The 20,752-nt window shown below is 44.1% G+C and carries 20 protein-coding genes; 14 read left to right on the top strand and 6 right to left on the bottom strand.

Translation table 11 applies throughout. The features are described from left to right. The first annotated feature begins 210 nt into the window (after window positions 1-210). Window positions 211-1,395 carry a hypothetical protein gene (locus tag RBB12_RS07255; RefSeq protein WP_293282408.1) on the top strand — a complete coding sequence of 395 codons (1,185 nt, stop codon included), beginning with the start codon at window positions 211-213 and terminating at the stop codon, window positions 1,393-1,395. Between the two features lie 82 nt (window positions 1,396-1,477). Here RBB12_RS07255 and ytxJ read toward each other — a convergent pair whose 3' ends face one another. Further along, the gene (gene ytxJ, locus RBB12_RS07250; RefSeq protein WP_306013077.1) at window positions 1,478-1,867 is read right to left on the bottom strand and encodes a bacillithiol system redox-active protein YtxJ; all 390 of its coding nucleotides are present in this window, start codon (window positions 1,865-1,867) and stop codon (window positions 1,478-1,480) included. A 142-nt stretch (window positions 1,868-2,009) separates the two neighbouring features. On the opposite strand from ytxJ, the gene clpB reads away from it, so the two are divergent. Further along, window positions 2,010-4,610 carry an ATP-dependent chaperone ClpB gene (clpB, locus tag RBB12_RS07245; protein ID WP_306013078.1) on the top strand — a complete coding sequence of 867 codons (2,601 nt, stop codon included), beginning with the start codon at window positions 2,010-2,012 and terminating at the stop codon, window positions 4,608-4,610. Window positions 4,611-4,728: 118 nt separating this feature from the next. Beyond that, window positions 4,729-5,325 carry a TetR/AcrR family transcriptional regulator gene (locus tag RBB12_RS07240; RefSeq protein ID WP_306013079.1) on the top strand — a complete coding sequence of 199 codons (597 nt, stop codon included), beginning with the start codon at window positions 4,729-4,731 and terminating at the stop codon, window positions 5,323-5,325. Window positions 5,326-5,447: 122 nt separating this feature from the next. Here the strand turns inward: RBB12_RS07240 and RBB12_RS07235 are convergent, their stop codons facing one another. Beyond that, window positions 5,448-6,890, bottom strand: coding sequence for a PorP/SprF family type IX secretion system membrane protein (locus tag RBB12_RS07235; protein WP_306013080.1), 1,443 nt, complete (start codon window positions 6,888-6,890; stop codon window positions 5,448-5,450). A 73-nt stretch (window positions 6,891-6,963) separates the two neighbouring features. On the opposite strand from RBB12_RS07235, the gene RBB12_RS07230 reads away from it, so the two are divergent. After that, window positions 6,964-7,488 carry a SixA phosphatase family protein gene (locus RBB12_RS07230; protein WP_306013081.1) on the top strand — a complete coding sequence of 175 codons (525 nt, stop codon included), beginning with the start codon at window positions 6,964-6,966 and terminating at the stop codon, window positions 7,486-7,488. A 2-nt stretch (window positions 7,489-7,490) separates the two neighbouring features. On the opposite strand, the gene RBB12_RS07225 is transcribed toward RBB12_RS07230, so the two are convergent. Further along, a complete protein-coding gene (locus tag RBB12_RS07225) occupies window positions 7,491-8,228 on the bottom strand; it encodes a DUF6503 family protein (RefSeq protein ID WP_306013082.1) in 738 nt (245 codons plus the stop codon). 80 nt (window positions 8,229-8,308) lie between these two features. On the opposite strand from RBB12_RS07225, the gene smpB reads away from it, so the two are divergent. After that, complete coding sequence (gene smpB / locus RBB12_RS07220; protein ID WP_127141703.1) at window positions 8,309-8,770, top strand: SsrA-binding protein SmpB; 462 nt, start codon at window positions 8,309-8,311, stop codon at window positions 8,768-8,770. Here the strand turns inward: smpB and RBB12_RS07215 are convergent. Beyond that, entirely contained in the window at window positions 8,767-9,408 is a 642-nt protein-coding gene (locus tag RBB12_RS07215) for a protein-L-isoaspartate(D-aspartate) O-methyltransferase (RefSeq protein ID WP_179383899.1), read from the bottom strand. The two genes, smpB and RBB12_RS07215, sit on opposite strands and share 4 nt — an antisense overlap. Before the next feature lie 115 nt (window positions 9,409-9,523). Here RBB12_RS07215 and RBB12_RS07210 point away from each other — a divergent pair, with 115 nt between their 5' ends. The 9 genes from RBB12_RS07210 (at window position 9,524) to RBB12_RS07170 (ending at window position 18,347) form a co-directional block, all read left to right on the top strand. Then, on the top strand, window positions 9,524-10,489 hold the full coding sequence (locus RBB12_RS07210; protein ID WP_306013083.1) for a Gfo/Idh/MocA family protein: 966 nt from the start codon (window positions 9,524-9,526) through the stop codon (window positions 10,487-10,489). A gap of 51 nt (window positions 10,490-10,540) precedes the next feature. After that, complete coding sequence (locus tag RBB12_RS07205; protein WP_306013084.1) at window positions 10,541-11,428, top strand: 3-hydroxyacyl-CoA dehydrogenase family protein; 888 nt, start codon at window positions 10,541-10,543, stop codon at window positions 11,426-11,428. Between the two features lie 6 nt (window positions 11,429-11,434). Continuing rightward, window positions 11,435-12,670 (top strand): DUF1015 domain-containing protein, encoded by a 1,236-nt coding sequence (locus tag RBB12_RS07200; RefSeq protein ID WP_306013085.1) that lies wholly within the window; start codon window positions 11,435-11,437, stop codon window positions 12,668-12,670. A 77-nt stretch (window positions 12,671-12,747) separates the two neighbouring features. Next, on the top strand, window positions 12,748-13,407 hold the full coding sequence (locus RBB12_RS07195) for a YggS family pyridoxal phosphate-dependent enzyme (RefSeq protein WP_306013086.1): 660 nt from the start codon (window positions 12,748-12,750) through the stop codon (window positions 13,405-13,407). A 14-nt stretch (window positions 13,408-13,421) separates the two neighbouring features. Continuing rightward, window positions 13,422-14,750, top strand: coding sequence for an exonuclease domain-containing protein (locus RBB12_RS07190; RefSeq protein WP_306013087.1), 1,329 nt, complete (start codon window positions 13,422-13,424; stop codon window positions 14,748-14,750). Window positions 14,751-14,753: 3 nt separating this feature from the next. Beyond that, complete coding sequence (locus RBB12_RS07185) at window positions 14,754-15,605, top strand: ion transporter (RefSeq protein WP_306013088.1); 852 nt, start codon at window positions 14,754-14,756, stop codon at window positions 15,603-15,605. After that, window positions 15,602-16,525, top strand: coding sequence for a tRNA (adenosine(37)-N6)-dimethylallyltransferase MiaA (miaA, locus tag RBB12_RS07180; RefSeq protein WP_306013089.1), 924 nt, complete (start codon window positions 15,602-15,604; stop codon window positions 16,523-16,525). The genes RBB12_RS07185 and miaA overlap by 4 nt, the downstream gene beginning before the upstream one ends. Then, window positions 16,518-17,009 carry a gluconokinase gene (locus RBB12_RS07175; RefSeq protein ID WP_306013090.1) on the top strand — a complete coding sequence of 164 codons (492 nt, stop codon included), beginning with the start codon at window positions 16,518-16,520 and terminating at the stop codon, window positions 17,007-17,009. The genes miaA and RBB12_RS07175 overlap by 8 nt, the downstream gene beginning before the upstream one ends. A 3-nt stretch (window positions 17,010-17,012) precedes the next feature. Beyond that, window positions 17,013-18,347: a GntP family permease gene (locus RBB12_RS07170; protein WP_306013091.1), complete on the top strand. Its 1,335-nt coding sequence runs from the start codon at window positions 17,013-17,015 to the stop codon at window positions 18,345-18,347. A gap of 44 nt (window positions 18,348-18,391) precedes the next feature. On the opposite strand, the gene RBB12_RS07165 is transcribed toward RBB12_RS07170, so the two are convergent. Both RBB12_RS07165 and RBB12_RS07160 read right to left on the bottom strand, forming a co-directional pair. After that, on the bottom strand, window positions 18,392-19,108 hold the full coding sequence (locus RBB12_RS07165; protein ID WP_179383908.1) for a response regulator transcription factor: 717 nt from the start codon (window positions 19,106-19,108) through the stop codon (window positions 18,392-18,394). Between the two features lie 10 nt (window positions 19,109-19,118). Continuing rightward, window positions 19,119-20,705 carry a sensor histidine kinase gene (locus RBB12_RS07160; RefSeq protein WP_179383909.1) on the bottom strand — a complete coding sequence of 529 codons (1,587 nt, stop codon included), beginning with the start codon at window positions 20,703-20,705 and terminating at the stop codon, window positions 19,119-19,121. Window positions 20,706-20,752 lie beyond the last annotated feature (47 nt).

Here is a 20,752-nt window from a genome sequence, read left to right as displayed (position 1 = left end):
AAAGGGGATTTATCCGCATAAAAAAGCCAATGAGGGCTAATTTTATCAAACGGAAATTAACAATTATGTTAGTTTCCCATCCTTCCAAAAATCTCCCATTTATAACCTTTTTATCCAAGATATACTACCGTTCATCCTTTTTCGTTTATAGATTGGGGATTTTTGGCACAGCTATTGGATTCCCATAACCAAATCAAAAAGTAGATGACCATGAGAAAACTTTTACTCTTACTTACAGTTATGGTTCTTGGCGCCTGTAGTGGTGTTAAAAAAACGCAAGAGGCCCTGAATACGGGAAATTACAATGCGGCAATGAACAAGGCCATTAAAAATTTGGCCGAGAACAAGACCAAAAAAGGGCATCAGCAGTTTATTGTACTATTAGAAGAGGCCTTTGCCAAAAATGCGGCCAGAGAGCAACAAGAAATTGCCTTTCTTCAGAATGATGGAAATCCAGCAAACTTGGAATCCATCTACAATAAATATGTTCAACTAAAGCAAATACAGGAACGGATTCGTCCCCTGTTACCGCTGTATATTGTTGATGAAGGAAGGGATGCCAGATTCAATTTTGTGAACTACGACAATCAAATCTTGAATACCAAGGATGACCTATCCGAGCATTTGTATCAGAATGCCCTGAACCTTTTGGCCTCGGCCAAATACAAATCCGATTATCGAGCTGCCTATGATGATTTGAAGTACTTGCAGGAAATCAATCCAGGGTATAGGGAAACGGTAGCCAAAATGGATGAGGCCTATAACAAAGGGCTGGAATTTGTACGTGTGGAGATTGCCAATCAGACCCAACAAATCATCCCAGAACGTTTGGAGGCCGAATTATTGGATTTTAATGCCTTTGGGATTGAAAATTTTTGGTTGCAGTACCATACCAATCCGTTGGAAAACATCAATTATGATTATGCGATGAACCTAGATTTTATGGAAATCAATATTTCCCCAGAGCGTATCAACGAAACCCAAGTCATTAAGGAAAGACAGATCAAGGACGGTTGGGAATACCTTTTGGACCAAGATGGTAATGTGGTGAAGGATAGTTTGGGCAACAAGATAAAAGTGGATAAAATGCGAACCGTTACTTGTAAGTTGTTCCAATTTACCCAATTCAAAAGTGCCCAAATTGGGGCCAAGGTAAGCTTTACCAATTTAAGGGATGGACAGGTCATCAACTCCTACCCCCTATCCAGTGAGTTTGTCTTTGAGCATATCTTTGCGAATTACCAAGGGGATAAAAGAGCGTTGGAAGACGATTTGCTATTGTACCTGAACGCTAGGGAGGTACCTTTTCCGTCCAACGAGCAAATGGTGTACGATGCTGGCGAAGACTTAAAACTGCGCCTCAAAAATATTGTCTCGAGGTATCAGTTCAATTAAAAGAAAGTGTCACATCGAGCGGAGTCGAGATGCCTTAAGTTCTCGACTCCGCTCGAACTGACATATAAGTACATCATTTCTTTTATAGGTACTTGGTAAAATCCATATCCGAAATGGCTCCGTGCGAGGTGTGGAAGGTAACCTCGCCATTCTTGACGACCAGTAATTGGGGAGACTCGTGGAGTACATCAAATTTCTCCGCAATTCGGTTGGAAATATCCCGGTGGTTTTGAATGGTCAAAAAATAAAGGTCAATATCCAAATCCATATTGTAAGACCCCTCGAACATATTGAGGACCATTCGGCTTATGCCGCACGTATTCGAGTGCTTAAAAATCACCTGTGGTCGGCCATTGGACTTTTCCGCAATCGCCTCCAATTGGTCCATAGCTTCCAATGGAATCCAAGGCAATGCTTCCTTTTTTGTTGTTGTGTTCTCCTTTTTTCCGAAGACGCTGTCAAATATTCCCATACTGCAAATTTATAGGATAAGTCGGTAGGGAACAAAAAGCTTACAACTGACTAAATGTCTTGCCATCACTGGTTTTATCGGACATTTTGACGGTAATATGGTAATGGTAAGGTTGTTGACTTTAATCGGTAAAACGAAAACGATGAACTTTAACAATTTTACCATAAAATCGCAAGAAGCCATTCAAAGGGCCCAGCAATTGGCCCAAGAATTTGGGCATCAACAAATAGAAAACGAACACCTGTTCAAAGCCATTGGCGAGGTGGATGAAAATGTGCTTCCCTTCATTTTGAAAAAATTGAACGTGAACACCAACCTCATCCATCAAATATTGGACAAGGAGCTCCAGAGCTTTTCCAAAGTGACCGGAGGAGAAATCATGCTTTCGCGCGAAGCCGGAAAAACTGTCAACGAAGCCAGTATTATCGCCAAAAATATGGGCGATGAATACGTTTCCGTGGAACATTTACTCTTGGCCATTTTCAAATCCAAGAGTAAGATCGCGCAAATCCTAAAGGATCAAGGCGTTACCGAAAAAGACTTGAAAGCGGCCATTCAAGAATTACGCAAAGGAGGAAAGGTTACCTCGCAAAGCGCCGAAGAAACCTATAATTCCTTGGATAAATACGCCAATAACCTCAACCAATTGGCCGATAGTGGCAAGTTGGACCCCGTTATTGGAAGGGACGAAGAAATCAGAAGGGTTTTGCAAATCCTCTCCCGACGCACCAAAAACAACCCTATGCTCGTAGGTGAGCCAGGTGTAGGTAAAACAGCCATTGCCGAAGGATTGGCGCATCGAATTGTGCAAGGTGACGTGCCCGAAAACCTAAAGGACAAAATCATCTACTCATTGGATATGGGTGCACTGATTGCCGGTGCCAAATACAAGGGTGAATTTGAGGAGCGCCTAAAGGCGGTGATCAAAGAGGTGACCTCCTCCGATGGGAACATCGTACTATTTATCGATGAAATCCATACCTTGGTAGGCGCTGGTGGCGGACAGGGTGCCATGGATGCCGCAAACATCCTTAAACCAGCCCTGGCCCGTGGTGAACTTAGGGCCATTGGAGCAACCACTTTGGATGAGTATCAAAAATATTTTGAGAAGGACAAGGCATTGGAGCGCAGGTTCCAAAAAGTGATGGTAGACGAGCCGGATACCGAAAGTGCCATTTCCATCCTTCGGGGTATCAAGGAAAAGTATGAAGCCCACCACAAGGTGCGCATTAAGGATGATGCGGTGATTGGGGCGGTTGAACTATCGCAACGCTACATCACCAACCGCTTTTTGCCCGACAAGGCTATCGACCTCATGGATGAAGCGGCTTCCAAACTTCGCATGGAAATCAACTCCAAGCCCGAAGAATTGGACGTGCTCGACCGTAAAATCATGCAGTTGGAAATTGAAGTGGAGGCCATCAAACGCGAAGACGACACCACCAAATTAAAGTCCCTAAATTTGGAGTTGGCCAACCTCAAGGAAGAGCGAAACGAAATCTTTGCCAAATGGGAGAGCGAAAAAACCGTGGTGGACAATATCCAACGAACCAAGGAGGATATCGAAAACTATAAGGTGGAGGCAGAACGCGCCGAGAGGAACGGTGACTACGGTAAAGTAGCCGAGCTACGGTACGGAAAAATCAAAGAGGCGCAAGAGAAGTTGGAAAAGCTTCAAAATGAATTGTCCGAGCAACAAACTGCCGGCACCTTGATCAAGGAAGAGGTCACTTATGAGGATATCGCCGAAGTGGTGGCCAAATGGACCGGAATTCCGGTGAACAAGATGATGCAGAGCGAGCGCGAAAAGCTTTTGAAGCTGGAAGACGTGCTGCACAAACGTGTGGTGGGACAAGAGGAGGCCATTGTGGCCGTATCCGACGCCATTCGAAGAAGCAGGGCCGGGCTGCAAGATGCCAAAAAACCCATCGGTTCGTTCTTGTTCTTGGGTACCACTGGGGTGGGTAAGACCGAGTTGGCCAAGACCTTGGCCGCCTATCTGTTCGATGACGAAAATGCCATTACGCGGATAGATATGAGCGAATACCAAGAACGCCACTCCGTGAGTCGATTGGTAGGTGCGCCTCCCGGCTACGTGGGCTATGATGAGGGCGGACAGTTGACCGAGGCGGTACGAAGAAAACCTTATTCGGTGATATTGCTGGATGAAATCGAAAAAGCCCACCCCGATACCTTCAATATTCTTTTACAGGTATTGGATGAGGGTAGGTTGACCGATAACAAAGGACGTGTGGCGGATTTTAAGAACTCCATCATCATTATGACCAGCAATATGGGAAGCCACATCATCCAAGAGAAATTTGAGGACGCCAAGGATATAGAAAGTGCGTCGGAGGCGGCACGGATAGAAGTGATGGGATTGCTCCGCAAAACCATCCGACCAGAGTTCTTGAACCGTATCGATGATATTATCATGTTCACCCCGTTGAGCAAATCGGACATCAAGGATATTGTGGGGCTGCAATTGGCCAACTTGAAGAAAATGTTGACCAAGCAGAACATCACCTTGGATGCGACCGAGGAAGCTATCGATTATTTGGCCGCCAAAGGATTTGACCCGCAATATGGTGCACGCCCCGTAAAACGATTGATCCAGAAAGAGGTGTTGAACAACCTGTCGAAAGAGCTGCTATCAGGAAGAATTACTTCGGACAGCATCGTGCTCTTGGATTCTTTCGATGATCAGTTGGTGTTCAGAAATCAAAATGAATTGGTAGAATAATACCAAATCGCCCATAGATAAAGCCCTTACTTTGTTAAAGTGAGGGCTTTTCTTTTATAAAATACCGTACAGTATTTGATTTTTTATATCTTAGATACGACCAACAGCAACCAACAAAATGACCAAAAAGGCAGAACGTACCACCGCTTACATTATTGAGACCGTAGCACCCATTTTTAACAAACATGGCTACATAGGCACCAGTATGAGTGACCTTACCGAAGCTACAGGCCTCACCAAAGGTGCCATTTACGGAAATTTTGAAAACAAGGAAGCCCTGGCGCTCTCCGCTTTTGAGCACAATCGGAATATGCTCTTGCGGGCAATAGACAATGCTCTGGAAACGGGAGACGAAGCCTTGGCAAGAATTTATGCCCTGTTGAATTTTTACAGGCAGTACGATGTATTCACCCTGCCCATGGGCGGATGCCCCGTCCTCAATGTTGGTGTGGATGCCCAAGGCAACAACAAGCTCCTTGCTGCGGCGGTAAAAGAAACTGTCAAAGAAATTGAGGGCAAGATTGCCCTTGTCCTTGAAAATGGAGCGAACCGAAACGAAATTAAGCTTCCTGTACCCCCTTTACAGTTTGCCAAGCAATTGTTCACCATGATCCAAGGGGCCGTGGCCATGAGCACCATGATGCAGGACCGAAAGTACTTGGTCAATACCGTTGCGTATTTAGAGTTTTTGGTGAAGCAAGAACTCAAAAAGTAAAGCCCATTTTCTTATTCATTCAAGCGCCTGTCATTCCAACAGCTCAAAGCGACGAGGAAGCTCGTATCATTTAATTAGGAATAGATTTCGCATTTTGTTCGAAATGACCGTCCCATCTAACATCAATTCCCCTTAACACGGAAAATCCAGGTTTTTTCTGCATACTTACCAAAAAACTTGCTGTCTCGGGCCTTTCTGGCCTCATCCATGGTATTGTAGCGCTCCAAATACACATAATTGTACTTGTTTACACTTCGATAGAAGGATTTGGGTTCCAAACCTTTTTCCCGGAGCGTTTTCATGAAGTTTTCAAAATATCGTTGGGTACCATATACGTTGGCAATCAAATAGAAACCGGGCTCCAAACCTTCTTCGTTTTCAACCTCCTCATAGCGTTCGTTCGGTCGAACCTCCACCTGCTGCCGTTGTAATTGTTCCAGACTGTCCTTTTTGCGTTGCTGTTCCATAAGTTCCCATTGGCGTTGTACTTCCGCTAGGGAGTCCTTTACACGCTCCAATTGTCTTCTTGCCTCAAGTTCGCGACGCTCCTGCTCCAGTAGTTGTTGCTCTATTTCCTCCTCCAGTGGGTTTGGCTCCTCTTCCACGGTTTCTGCGGGTAAGGCTTCTTGCGGCTCTTCCGGCTGAACTTCCTTTGTTTTTGTTTTTCCAAAGTGATAGGAAGCAACGATTTCAAACGTGGCGTCTTCTTCGCTCAACGCGTTATCCGTTGCAAACTCCATCAATCCACCCAAAGAAAAGGATTTTGCCAAGGTAATTCCCAGACCACCTGACGCACCATAAAAACTATTGTAGCCTCCCTGTACCCAAAATTTAGAGGTGGAGAACAACCCATTCAACCCAAACTGGGTGTCGCCATTGGGCACGGATTTGACGTATACGACGGGTCGGACGAAACTATCTCCCAAACCCTCCGAAACCATCAACGGAAAATCATGCGACACCGTTCCGGTAACACTCTGAAAGCTATCCATATTTTGCCCGTTGGAACCGGAAACATTAAAGCCCACTGCATTTTCCAAGGCCAGGCCAACACTGAATCGATTGACCATCAACCGCAATCCAGGGGTAAACTGTACCTTAAACCCTTCAAAATCCTCCAATGCAACAGGGTCCAACCCGTCACCTTCCACAAATTGTTCATCAGCAACTGTTTGCTGGAAGGCAAAGACATTGAGTCCGGCCATCAGCTGAATTTCATCATCCAATTGAAAGGTTTGGGCAAAAGTCAAATTACCCCCAGTGTACAAAAAAACACCCGTATTGTGCTGTAAAAAGCCTACTGATGCTACTGAAGCTGGATTCAATTGGTGGGTGTAATTGGCGAAAATGGTGGAAGGGTCACCATCAATGCTCTGCCATTGCCATCGGGTCCATACCGAAAGGGAATTCGGGTTGTTCCAGTCCAAAGCGTAGGTAGGATTCAGCAAACTGGCATTGAACTGCGTGAGCGAATGTTGCCTAAAATCGGACGGCAACGTAGGCTCTTGCCCCCAAGTCAACGAGGTACTTATGATAACGAATAAACAAACCAAAAACTTGGGCATACCAGAAAATGAAAATTAAACGTTACTTTTAAAACAAATTAACCAAAAACATACGGGAACTTTGAATAGAACTATGCGAACCATCAAACCCCTAATTGCCCTTGCAATTATACTCGTTGGAAGTATCGGCTGCAAAAAAGATACGAAAATTGCCGAAGATCCTGTTATTTCCACCTTCTATTTTATAAGGCATGCCGAAAAAGACAGAACGGATCCTGAAAACCCGGACCCAGAGCTCAATCAGGATGGTTTGGACAGGGCCATACGCTGGGCCGAAGTCTTCGACCCCATCCCTCTGGACATGGTCTACTCCACCAATTATGAGAGGACTTCCATGACGGCTGCACCTACCTCTATCAAAAAAGATATCGATATCAAGTATTACGACCCTCGCGATATGGATATCGAGGCGTTCAAACTGGAGAACGAAGGAAAAAATGTGCTTGTGGTCGGCCATAGCAACACTACGCCAATGTTGGTGAACAAAATAATCGGCATGGAAAAATATGATGCCATGGATGATTCGGACAACAGTAGTTTGTTTATCGTCCGTATTATTGATGGCGTACCAACGGACATCCGATTAAAAATGGATTAGGCCTATTCCACCAAAATATTTTCCAGCTCGATCTTGCTCAGGAGTTCAAGCTCCCCTTTATCGTACAATTGACCGATTTCTAGAATGCCTGTACCCTCTTTTAGAGGTTTATAGTTCTCGTAGTCCACAAAACGGATACCCGCTACGTAGCGCTCATTGTAGGCCTTTCTAAACCGCTGACCGCCTCCATTAACATGAAAGTCGTAGGCCAAATACTCTGGCTTAAATGTTTCTTTATCAAACCAATATAAATAGGTGTCCTCAAAATCGTCACCTCCCCCTTGCTGGTCAAAAGTCACCTTTACTTTGTAATAAGGCTTGTTCTTTATGGTCTCCTCGCCTAAAAAAGTTTTGTTGACGGCAGCATCGTTTAAACCATAGGGCAATCGCACAAAATAATGCACTGAGTTGATGGAATTGGCATATTTCACCGCCATGGTATCGTGCACCTGCACCAAAGAATCGTTTACGTAGCGTTCAAAATCATCACCTCTTTTGATATCGATAATCGTAGTGGTGTCCAAATCGGAAATCCGCTTAAAAACCCTTTGTCCATCCACATTTTCGGAAACATAACTTTTATCCCTAAAATCAAAAGTCACTGTATGGTCGTTAAACAATACCCCTCCACTATCGGCAATGGATTTGTCCACAATTTCTTGGGCAGTTGGTTGTTCTTTGGCTTCTTGTTTGCATCCAATGGCACAAACAAGTACAAGGGGAACTAAAAGTCGTTTCATAAGGTTGTTTGTGTACTTATTCGTAAAATCTGGCATAACATTACAATTTTCTTGGCAAAGAGTTTATATTTTTGTGCCCAATGCAGCAAAATATCAACATAAAAAATAGAAGAGCCCGATTTGATTATGAAATTTTGGATACCTACACGGCGGGAATCGTCCTCGGAGGTACCGAAATAAAATCACTCCGGTTGGGCAAGGCTTCCATTTCGCAAAGCTTTTGTGAATTTAATGACAAAGGTGAACTATTTGTCGTCAACATGCAGATTGATGAATACACTCACGCCAGTCATTTTAACCACGCCCCAAAGGCTGTTCGCAAGTTGTTGCTCAACAAAAGGGAACTCAAGAAACTGCAAAAAGAGGTAGCTACCACTGGACTTACCATTGTGCCGCTCAAAGTTTTCATCAACGATAGGGGTTTGGCCAAAATGAACATTGGTCTGGCCAAGGGTAAAAAATTGTACGATAAGCGGGAAACCATCAAGGACCGGGACAACAAACGGAACCTATCCCGAATCAAAAAGAGTTTCAACAATTAGTTTTTATCTTCCAACAAGGGAACGAACCGGAACGAACCGTACTCCTTTTTCTCAAATTCCTTTTCGGATTTACGCACGAACAATGTCATGATTTGTTCATCCACCCCAACGGGAATCACCAGCCTGCCCCCTACTTTCAATTGCGATAAAAGGGGTTTGGGAACTTCTGGCGCACCAGCGGTAACAATAATTCCATCGTAAGGTGCTTCTTCAGGCAATCCTTTGTAGCCATCCCCAAAAATCATTTTTTTGGGTCGATAATGCATTTTATTGAAGAACAATTTAGTGGTCTTGAAGAGCTCCAATTGGCGTTCAATGGTATAAACCTTGGCCCGTAAATGAAGCAAAACTGCGGTTTGATAACCACTTCCTGTACCTATTTCCAAAATCTTGTCGTTCGGTTTCACCTCCAACAATTCGGTTTGGAATGCCACCGTGTAGGGCTGTGAAATGGTTTGGTCGGCACCAATCGGAAAAGCCTTGTCCTGATACGCGTGATCCTCGAAACCACTGTCCAAAAACAAATGTCTGGGAACCGTTTTTATCGCTTCCAGCACCTTTTTGTCTGTTATCCCCTTGGCTGCGACAACATCGGCCAAGTTTTTGCGCATTCCCCTATGTTTGAGCGTATCCTTCATGGTATCTGGTCTGGTAGGGCGAAGTTAAAAAGTTCCCCAAAAATATCCCCTTAGTTCCATTCAAAAATTTATGGAAACTGGCATCATATCCGTATTTTTGACGAAAACAGGTCATATGCTAAAAGTTGGTGTCCTCGGTGCGGGACATTTAGGAAAGATACACCTCAGGCTCTTAAACCAATCGGATAAATATGAACTTGTTGGGTTTTATGATCCCGATGAGATCAATGCCAAAAAAGTTGCTGCCGAATTTGGGTATACCCATTACGACAATATCAACAATTTAATAGATGCCGTGGACGTAGTGGACATAGTTACCCCTACGCTGTCCCATTTTGATTGTGCCAAAAAGGCCATTGAAAAAGGAAGGCACATCTTTATTGAAAAACCGATCACCAATACTTTGGAAGAAGCAGAACAACTGCTCGAACTCTCCAAAAAACATGGTGTTAAAGGCCAAGTTGGCCATGTGGAACGCTTTAATCCTGCATTTTTGGCCGTAAAGGACAAAATCGAGAACCCTATGTTCATCGAAACGCATCGTTTGGCGGAATTTAATCCGCGGGGGACCGATGTGCCCGTTGTGCTGGATTTGATGATCCACGATATTGATGCAATTTTGAGCGTAGTGCCTTCCGAAGTGGAAAAAATCAATGCCAGTGGTGTTTCTGTCATCAGCCAATCACCCGATATTGCCAATGCACGTATCCAATTCAAAAACGGTTGCGTGGCCAACCTTACCTCGAGCCGTATTTCGCTTAAAAATATGCGGAAGTCACGTTTCTTTCAGCGCGATGCCTATATTTCGGTAGACTTCTTGGAGAAAAAAGTAGAAGTGGTCAAAATGAAGGACGCTCCCGAAAATCCTGGCGATTTTGATATGATCTTACAAAACGCCGAAGGCGAGAAAAAGCAGATCTATTTTGAAAACCCCGAAATAGACGTGAACAATGCCATTTTGGACGAATTGGAAACCTTTGCCGATGCCATCAACAACGACACAAAGCCCGTTGTAAGTTTGGAACAAGGCACCAATGCCTTGCGTGTGGCCCTTCAAATTATTGCATCATTTGATAATTAATCGTCGTTCCTCCGGAATACTCGGATGGACCAGCATTTTAAATACAAGCTTATGAAACAAATAGCGGTTATTGGAGCAGGAACCATGGGAAATGGAATCGCCCATGTTTTTGCACAGAACGGATACAAAGTCAATTTAGTGGATATCTCCCAAGCCTCCTTGGACAAAGGAATGGCTACCATTACCAAAAATTTGGACCGGATGATGGCCAAAGAGGTCATCGATGCCTCCAAAAAAGAAGCCACCCTTGCCAATATCACCACTTATACCAACCTAAAAGAAGGCGTTTCCAAAACGGATTTGGTGGTTGAAGCGGCAACGGAGAAATTAGATATTAAACTTCAGATTTTCAAAGATTTGGACGAAGTATGCAAGCCATCGGCTATTTTGGCCACCAATACATCCTCCATTTCTATCACCCAAATCGGTGCGGCCACAAATCGCCCCGAAAAAGTGATCGGCATGCATTTTATGAATCCGGTTCCCATCATGAAGTTGGTGGAAATTATCCGTGGGTACAGCACTTCGGATGAGGTTACAGAAACCATTATGGAGCTTTCCAAAAAACTGGGAAAAACCCCTACCGAGGTAAACGACTATCCAGGATTTGTGGCCAATCGTATTTTGATGCCGATGATCAATGAATCCATCGAAACCCTTTACAATGGCGTCGCTGGTGTTGAGGAAATCGATACTGTGATGAAATTGGGCATGGCACACCCCATGGGTCCTTTGCAATTGGCGGACTTTATCGGATTGGATGTATGCCTTTCCATTTTGAACGTGATGTACGATGGGTTCAAAAATCCCAAATACGCCCCTTGTCCCCTACTGGTGAACATGGTAATGGCCGGTAAATTAGGAGTGAAATCGGGCGAAGGGTTTTACGATTATTCCGAATCCAGAAAGGCTGAAACCGTTTCCGCGCAATTCAAATAAGAATGTATGGCCATTGTAAAACCTTTTAAGGCCATACGCCCTACAAAGGACAAAGCTTTTTTTGTGGCATCGCGCTCCTACGAGGAATATTCCAAGGAGGAACTAAAAGCGATATTGCAGTACAACCCGTTCTCGTTTTTGCACATTATCAACCCAGGATTCAAGTTTGAGAAGAACATTAGGGGCAAAGAACGGTTTGGCTTAGTACACAATCGGTATTTGGAGTTTTTGGAGGAAGACATCTTCCAAAAAGATGAAGAGCCCAGCTTTTACCTGTACCAAATCACAAAGAACGATTTTAAAAGTCTTGGTTTCTTTTGTGCCTGTAGCGTAGAGGATTATCGTAACAATGTGATTAAAAAGCACGAGGACACCCTACAGGACCGGGAGGAGCTCTTTGCCGATTATTTGCATACCGTAGGCTTTAACGCGGAACCTGTTTTGATGACCTATGAGGACAATGAGACCGTAGATGAGATTTTTCAACGCAAAATAGAACGAAAGCCAGAGTACGATTTCACCACCACGGACAGGGTGAACCATAAACTATGGAAAATCTCGTATCCCGAAGGGATTGAAAAACTGGAAAAGGCCTTTGGAGACCTCGATGCACTTTATATTGCCGATGGGCACCACAGAAGCGCATCATCCAGCTTGCTGGCGGACCTGAAGAAATCGGAAAACCCCAATCATACAGGAGAGGAATCCTATAACTATTTTATGGCCTACCTGATTCCCGAATCACAGATGCGAATTTCGGAATTCAATCGTATGGTAAAGGATTTGAACGGATACTCCAAAAAGGAGTTTTTAATTCAGTTGGATGAGCATTTTCGCATAGAGAAACGGGAGAATGGACTGTGCAAACCATCTAAAAAACATGAATTCAGCATGTATTTGGAAGGAGAGTTTTACACGCTTCATTTCAGGCAAACAAACCATGAGTTTACCGATGCACTGAGCCGTTTGGACACCCAAATCCTCTACCAAACAATTTTGGAACCTATTTTGGGCATTACTGATCTAAGGAACGACAAGCGGATTTGCTACGGTTACGGTAAAAACAATCTTATCCAAATGAAGGATTCGGTGGATTCGGGCAGCTATGCCGTTGGATTTAGCTTGGTTCCCACGACCGTGCAGGAAATTAAGGCCATTGCCGATGCTGGTTTGGTAATGCCACCAAAAAGCACGTATATTGAGCCTAAGCTCCGTAGCGGCCTGGCCATTTACGAATTGTAAAATTGCTATTCCTGCGAACGGGAAATCCATAAATGTTAAAGATTCCGCATTAGTTGCGGATTGACAATGATTAAACTATGTCTGTAAAAGATAACCTTACAAAAATAAAATCCGAAATCCTGGAAGGTGTGACCTTAGTCGCCGTTTCCAAAACCAAGCCCAACGAGGATATCTTGGAAGCGTACGAAGCGGGACAACGCATATTCGGTGAAAATAAAGTACAGGAGATGGTCCAAAAATGGGAAGACTTGCCCAAGGACATCGAATGGCACATGATCGGTCACGTACAGCGCAACAAAGTCAAATATATGGCAGAGTTCGTTTCCTTGATTCATGGTGTGGACAGTCCCCGTCTGTTGAAGGAAATCAACAAACAAGCCAAAAAACACGATCGAGTCATCCCCTGCTTGCTGCAAATTCACATCGCCGAAGAGGATACCAAATTTGGCCTGGATGAAAAGGAGTTAAATGAGCTTGTTGACTCTGACGAGTTTAAAGCCATGGAGCACATCAAAATCGTTGGTTTGATGGGTATGGCGACCTTTACTGAGGATATGGACCAAGTGCGCAGGGAGTTCGCCCAACTCAAATCCCTGTACGATCATCTTAAGGCCAAATTGACAGACATCAACATCCTTTCCATGGGCATGAGTGGGGATTACACGGTCGCCATTGAGGAAGGAAGTACCATGGTGCGGATAGGAAGCAGTATATTTGGGGCAAGAAACTACACATAAGCAGCATTTTTTTCATGTACGCCATACTCGACATTGAAAGCACGGGAGGGAAATACAATGAGGAAGGTATCACCGAGATAGCCATCCACAGGTTCGATGGGCATCAGGTGGTGGACAAATTCATCTGTTTGATCAATCCGGAACGGGAAATACAGCCCTTTGTGGCCAAATTGACGGGTATCAACAATAAAATGTTGCGTTCCGCTCCCAAATTCCACGAAGTGGCCAAACGTATTGTGGAGATTACCGAAGGAACCGTTTTGGTCGCCCACAACGCACAGTTTGATTATCGCATACTCCGCACCGAATTTAGGCGATTGGGGTACGATTTTCAGCGTAAGACGCTCTGTACGGTAGACCTTTCCAAACAGCTTATACCCGAAGCGGAATCCCATAGCTTGGGCAAATTGGCGCGTTCCCTAGGGATACCGATGAGCGATAGGCACCGCGCCAACGGTGATGCTTTGGCGACCCTGAAACTCTTTAAGCTATTGCTCGACAAGGATTCCGATAAAAAAATCATTACCGAGGTCATCCGCGAAGAGACCCACGGGGAGCTTTCACCCAACCAATTGGACATGGTGTTCAACCTGCCCTCTGAAACCGGTGTTTATTATATGCACGATAAGGACGGGGAGATCATCTTTTTGGGGAAAACCAAGGATATTAAGAAGCGGGTAAACCAACATTTTACGAATGTGGGCAAAATTGCCCGAAAGCTTCAAAAGGAAACCAAAAAAGTGACCTACGAAACCACAGGCAGCGAATTGATTGCCATTTTAAAGGCCTATTTGGAACAAAAGAAGAACAGACCTCGCTACAATCATGTTTCCAAGAAAAAGCTGTTTACCCATACCATAGATTTTAGTCTTATTGGAACAGAACATATTGTGCTGGACGTGGAAAAAGATAGGACCTTGGAACACAAAAAAATGGCTTTCAACGGTACGGAGGCCGCGAAAAGCTTTTTGAACAAAATTAACGAGGAATTTGAACTATGCCCATCTTCTTTGGGGCGGGAAGTTTGTATGTCCGAACAAAACAAGGGCATTGCCGAGAATTGTAATGAAAAAGTCCGTGCCGCCTTTGAGAAATATAGCATCCAAAATAAGGACATCGCATTGACCGACCGTGGTAGGCAAACCGGGGAACGCAGTTTTATTCTCATCAAAAATGGCCGACTTCAGGGGTTTGGATTTGTGGACCTCAATCATCAAATCAATAATATTCATATCTTAGAATCGATAATGACCCCAATGAAGAGTGATGAGAATACCACTTTTATCGTTGAGGCCTATTTGAGAAAGAACAACCGATTAAAGACCATTCCCCTAACCCGCTGATCATTGAAAGATTACAAACCACAGGCCAAATGGAAGAGTAAACTTCATGAAGTTATTTATGAAGCGGACACTCCGTCGGGCAAGCTGTTTGACATTCTTCTCTTCATCTTGATCATCATCAGTGTAATTTTGGTGATGCTGGAAAGCATAGACGATTTTGATGCGCGCTACCACCATACACTATTGACCTTGGAATGGGTGGTGACCATCTTTTTTACCATTGAGTACATTGCACGACTCATCAGCATCAAGAAACCTTTAAAATACGTCTTTAGTTTTTACGGTATCATTGACTTCCTGTCGACCATACCACTTTATCTTTCCTACATTTTGGCAGGATCCCAAGTGCTATTGGCAGTAAGGGCTTTCCGTTTGCTCCGTATTTTCAGGATATTGAAGCTCGTCAAGTTTATGGGCGAAGCTTCCCAATTACAGTCCGCCCTAAAAGCAAGCCGAGCCAAGATAGCGGTATTTATCTATGTGGTCTTGATTCTATCGGTGATCATGGGAACTTTAATGTACATTGTAGAAGGTGACGATTCTGGTTTTACCAGCATACCGAAAAGTATTTATTGGACCATTGTAACACTGACCACCGTAGGTTATGGGGATATTGCACCCCAATCCAATCTGGGGCAGTTTTTGGCGACCGTAATCATGATTTTGGGTTATGGGATTATTGCGGTACCCACTGGCATTGTTACCGCAGAATTCACCCGTAACCAAAAAAACGGGAAAGAAAGTGGCGATAAGGGTTTTATGGTACATGTGAACACCCAAGCCTGCCCTAGCTGTTCCGCAGAAGGGCATAGAGACGATGCTACCCACTGCTATAATTGTGGTCATCCGTTATGAAAAAAAAAGTGCTACTGGCAGTGGTAGGCCCTACGGCCATCGGAAAGACCGCTTTGGGCATTCAATTGGCCAAACATTTTGATACCGAAATCCTTTCAGCCGACTCTCGACAGTTTTTTAAGGAAATGGAAATCGGTACCGCGGTTCCGTCAGAAGAAGAGCTGGCACAGGTGCCACACCATTTCATTCAGCATAAAAGTATTTTTGAGCCCTATTCCGTAGGGGATTTTGAAAAAGAAGCCATGACTGTTTTGGATGGACTGTTCCAACAAAAAGATACTGTGGTCATAGTTGGTGGAAGCGGACTATATGTGGATGCCGTGGTCCACGGGCTGGATGAGTTTCCCGAAGTGGATCCTGATATTCGTACAGCATTGAACCAAAAACTGGAAAAAAATGGCCTCAGCAGTCTTCAAGAAGAATTGAAACTGAAGGACCCAACGTATTATAAAATTGTTGACTTAGAGAATCCGCACCGGCTGATACGTGCCTTGGAGGTGTGCAGAGCCTCGGGCCAACCTTTTTCTTCATTTTTGAATCGCCCCAAACCAAAACGTCCCTTTAAAACCCTTTATGTTGGTCTGGAGGCCCCACGAGAGGTCATTTATGAGCGGATCAACCAACGGGTGGACCTAATGATGCAAGCAGGGCTGCTGGAGGAAGCAGAACGACTTCATCAGCACAAAACACTCAATGCCCTGCAAACAGTTGGTTACAAAGAACTTTTTGAATATCTTGACGGGCATTGCACATTGGAATTTGCCGTTTCGGAAATCAAAAAAAACACTAGAAGATTTGCAAAGCGGCAGCTAACATGGTTGCGAAAAAACAAGGATATACTGTGGATACCCTACAACGGAGAAACTGAGAAGGTGCTGCAGATAATCACAGACCGACTAAAAACCAACCTCTATGCCTAACGGTAAGACTGTGATAGTGGTGATGGGAGTCAGTGGTTCCGGAAAAACCAAAATAGGACAACTGCTCTCGAAGAAACTATCCGTTCCCTTTTACGATGGTGATGATTTTCATCCCGAGGAAAACATCAAGAAAATGAGCTCGGGACAGCCCCTAAACGATACAGACCGTAAAGGGTGGCTTGTACAACTCAACAGACTTGCTTTGGAGCACCGGGAGCAAGGCGCCGTTATAGCCTGTTCCGCGCTCAAAAAAAATTACCGAAGCCTATTGCGGGCAGGCATGGGCAATCGTATGGTATTTGTGTATTTAAAAGGTTCGTTTGACTTGATCAAATCCCGATTGGACTCCAGAAAAGGTCATTTTATGTCCTCCGCGCTGCTCAAATCCCAGTTCGATACCTTGGAGCCTCCATCCAAGGCCATTACCGTTTCCATTGAAGAAACCCCAGCGAACATCGTTAAAAAAATCATCAAACAACTTTAACTCATGGAAGTTCAGCTTTTTTTGGCCGTAGTCATCGGCATTGCCATCCTATTGTTTTTGATATTAAAGCTTCGCATCCATGCCTTTGTTGCACTGCTTATCGGCAGTATCGTTGTAGGGCTTATTGCAGGACTCGATGCAAATCAAATTATATCCACCATACAAAAAGGTATGGGCGGCACCTTGGGTTTTGTGGCCACCGTCGTGGGGTTGGGTGCCATATTTGGGGGAATCTTGGAAGCATCAGGCGGAGCAAAAGCCATCGCTGATTTTATGGTTTCCAAGTTTGGACTGAAAAAAGCTCCTGCCGCTATGGTAGTCTCCGGTTTTTTGATTGCCATTCCCGTTTTTTTTGATGTAGCCTTTATCATTTTAGTGCCCATGATGTATGCGCTACAAAGACGAACTGGAAAATCTTTGCTTCTTTATGCCATTCCGTTATTGGCGGGACTAGCTATAACCCATGCTTTTATTCCACCAACGCCAGGGCCTATCGCCGTGGCCGACATCATCGATGTAGATTTGGGATGGGTCATCCTCATGGGATTCATCGCCGGAATCCCCACCGCCTTGATTGCAGGGCTTTGGTTTGGACGTCACATCTCAAAAAAAATATTTGTGGCTGCGCCCGAGGAAATAGAAGATGGTACCACACCAAAACTCCCTCCCATTGGTCAAACCCTAATGATCATTGGCCTACCCATAATTTTGATTCTGTTGAATACGATGGTGACTGCGGGTACATTCGGAATTACGAGTACAACCGTACTACAACTAATCGCCTTGGTGGGGCATCCATTCTCTGCTTTGATCATTGCCAATTTGCTGGCTTGGTACTTTTTTGGATTAAAAAAGGGGTTCACCAAGGACCAACTCCTCAAAATATCCACCAAATCGTTAGCACCCGCAGGTACCATTATCCTGCTAACTGGAGCAGGAGGTGTTTTCAAGCAGGTACTTACCGATACGGGAGCTGGTGAGCTTCTGGCCAATTCGCTTAGCAATGCTGGAATACCCGTTTTGGCCTTTGCTTTTATCAGTGCCGCCATTGTGCGAATCGTTCAAGGTTCGTCTACCGTAGCCATGATTACAGCTGCCGGTTTGGTTTCGCCACTTTTGGCCAATGCCGAACTGAATCCCATGCAACTGGCGTGTATGGTGATTGCCATTGCTTCGGGAGCAAGTATTTTTTCCCATGTGAATGACAGTGGTTTTTGGCTGGTAGGACAATATTTGGGCATTACCGAAAAACAAACCTTCCGATCTTGGACGGTAATGACAACTATTTTGGCCTTTGTTGGTATGCTTACCGTTTCCTTGGTCTATATTTTTGCATAAAAAAAGCCACCCGAGGGTGGCTTGTCTATCTTATAATCTTCTGATTATTGCTCATTCTCAGCCTTCACGACCAATCGGAATCCTTCACCGTGAATGTTCAGGATTTCTACCAAATCGTCCTTTTTCAGGTACTTTCTCAATTTGGCGATGTACACATCCATACTTCGGGAGGTAAAGTAGTTATCGTCCCTCCAGATCTTGGTCAATGCCAGTTCACGTGGCATCAAATCGTTTTCATGTAAAGCCAACAAACGCAACAGTTCATTTTCTTTGGGCGACAATTTAATGGGTTCTTCCTCTTTATATTTCAAGAAACGAAGCTTTGAATTGAGGTGGAAGTTTCCGATTTCAAATTCAAATTGCTTGCTATCGGCCAAGGAACTGGATGCTTTCCGTTGAAGAATCGCTTTCAACTTCATTAACAGCACCTCGGAATCAAATGGTTTGTTCAAATAATCATCAGCTCCTGCCTTATAACCCTTCAGAACATCCTCTTTCATCGTTTTTGCGGTCAAGAAGATAATGGGTACGTTCTCGTTCTTTTCGCGGATTTCCCTAGCCAAGGTAAATCCATCTTTATAGGGCATCATGACATCCAAGATACAGACATCGTAGTTATCTTTTTTAAACTTTTCAAATCCTTCCATTCCATTTTTGGCCAAAACCACCTCAAAGTCGTTCATGGTCAAATAATCCTTTAGGACAATTCCAAAATTGGGGTCGTCCTCTACCAGTAGTATCTTCTTTTTTTCTGTGTCCATAGTTCGTTTTTTAAATTAATGGGAGTTTTATAAAGAAGGTGCTTCCTTTTCCTTTTTCACTTTCCGCATAAACCTCTCCTTGATGATCGTCTATAATTCGTTTTACGTAGGCCAACCCTAATCCGTGACCCTTAACGTTATGTATGTCGCCGGTATGTTCCCGGTAAAACTTTTCAAATACTTTTTTCAATACCGCCTTGCTCATGCCCGCCCCTTGATCTTGCACTTTTATAATGATGCTGTTTTTCACCACTTCGGTGAACACATCGATTTTAGGGGTCTCTGGCGAATACTTCACCGCATTGTCCAGAATGTTGACCACCACATTGGTCATGTGCATATCGTTGGCCAACACCTCGGAGCGCTCGGCATCCAAATGCGCGTTTACGTAGCCCCCTCGGTCCTGCACGATCAATTCTACGTGGGCGATGGCATCGGTAATGATATCGTGCATGTTCACCCTGTCCTTGGTAATGTCCAACTGGTTTTTTTCCAGTTTGGATATTCTCAATACGTTCTCCACTTGAGCATGCATCCGTTTATTTTCATCACGAATCATGCCTAGATAACGCAATACTTTTTCTTTGTCCTCAATCGACTTTGGGTTCCGTATCGCCTCAACGGCCAAATTAATGGTTGCAATGGGCGTTTTGAACTCGTGGGTCATATTGTTGATGAAATCCGATTTGATTTCGGAAATCCGCTTTTGCTTGATCAACTGGTAAATGGCACTCGAATACGCCAGAACAATCACCAAGGTGAATACCAGAGACAACAATGCCATTTTCATTATGGAGCCAAAGATGAAACGCTTCATGCTCGGAAAAGTGAGCAACAGTGAAAAATTGGAAACCCCTTCGCTGTCCTTAAAAATGGGAGCCTTGTACATTTTGGAACCGGAAAACTTAAATTTTCTGGACCTTATTTTAGTGGGATATCCTTGACTGTATACCCCGTACTCATAATCGATATTTATATTTCGATTGCTCAGTTCTTGGCTCAACAGGAGTTCCAGTTCTTGTTTGGAAACCCGTTTGTGGATGGGACGTGTTTTGGCCGCTTCCATAAATACATCTTCCCAAGCCGCTTTGTCAATACTGCTAAGTCCCCCGATTTTTTCCGCTCGTTGGATTGGGGTAAGACTATAGGTCCTGCCATCCAAACCGTACTCTTCCTTAAAAATGGCCTTTGTACGCTTACTGGTGAAATTCTTGATGGTCGTGGTATCTTCACTTCCATTGGTATCAATATCAAAGAACGCAGAGGTTATATTGTAATCTTCTTCCAGAATTCCATGGGAATAAAAAAGAATTTCATCGGAGTTCAAATCCCGATCTACGAACAAAAAGTTCTTGTACTGTGTGCTTTTGGGCTCACCAATGCTGTCCGCCAAGGAGGCCAAACGGTCAGAGTATTCCTTCATCTCGCGCTTCTCCACCCTACTCGCCACCTTGTCCAGAATGTCCGTAACCGTTCTCGAAAATTGTTCTTCCTTGTCGTTTATGGAGGTTTTGATCCAATAAACTTGCACAAAGATGATTCCCAATAGGGATAAACTCATAAGAACAACCAGAAGAACAAATAGCTTCTTGTTCATTGGCGTAAAATTAAAAATTTAACATTTAGCACTTTGGGCGTTTAACC

The sequence above is a fragment of the Allomuricauda sp. MMSF_3307 genome (assembly GCF_030733585.1).
GTDB lineage: Bacteria > Bacteroidota > Bacteroidia > Flavobacteriales > Flavobacteriaceae > Flagellimonas.
Note: the sequence above shows the minus strand (reverse complement) of the source record. Positions and strands in the feature narration are given on the sequence as shown.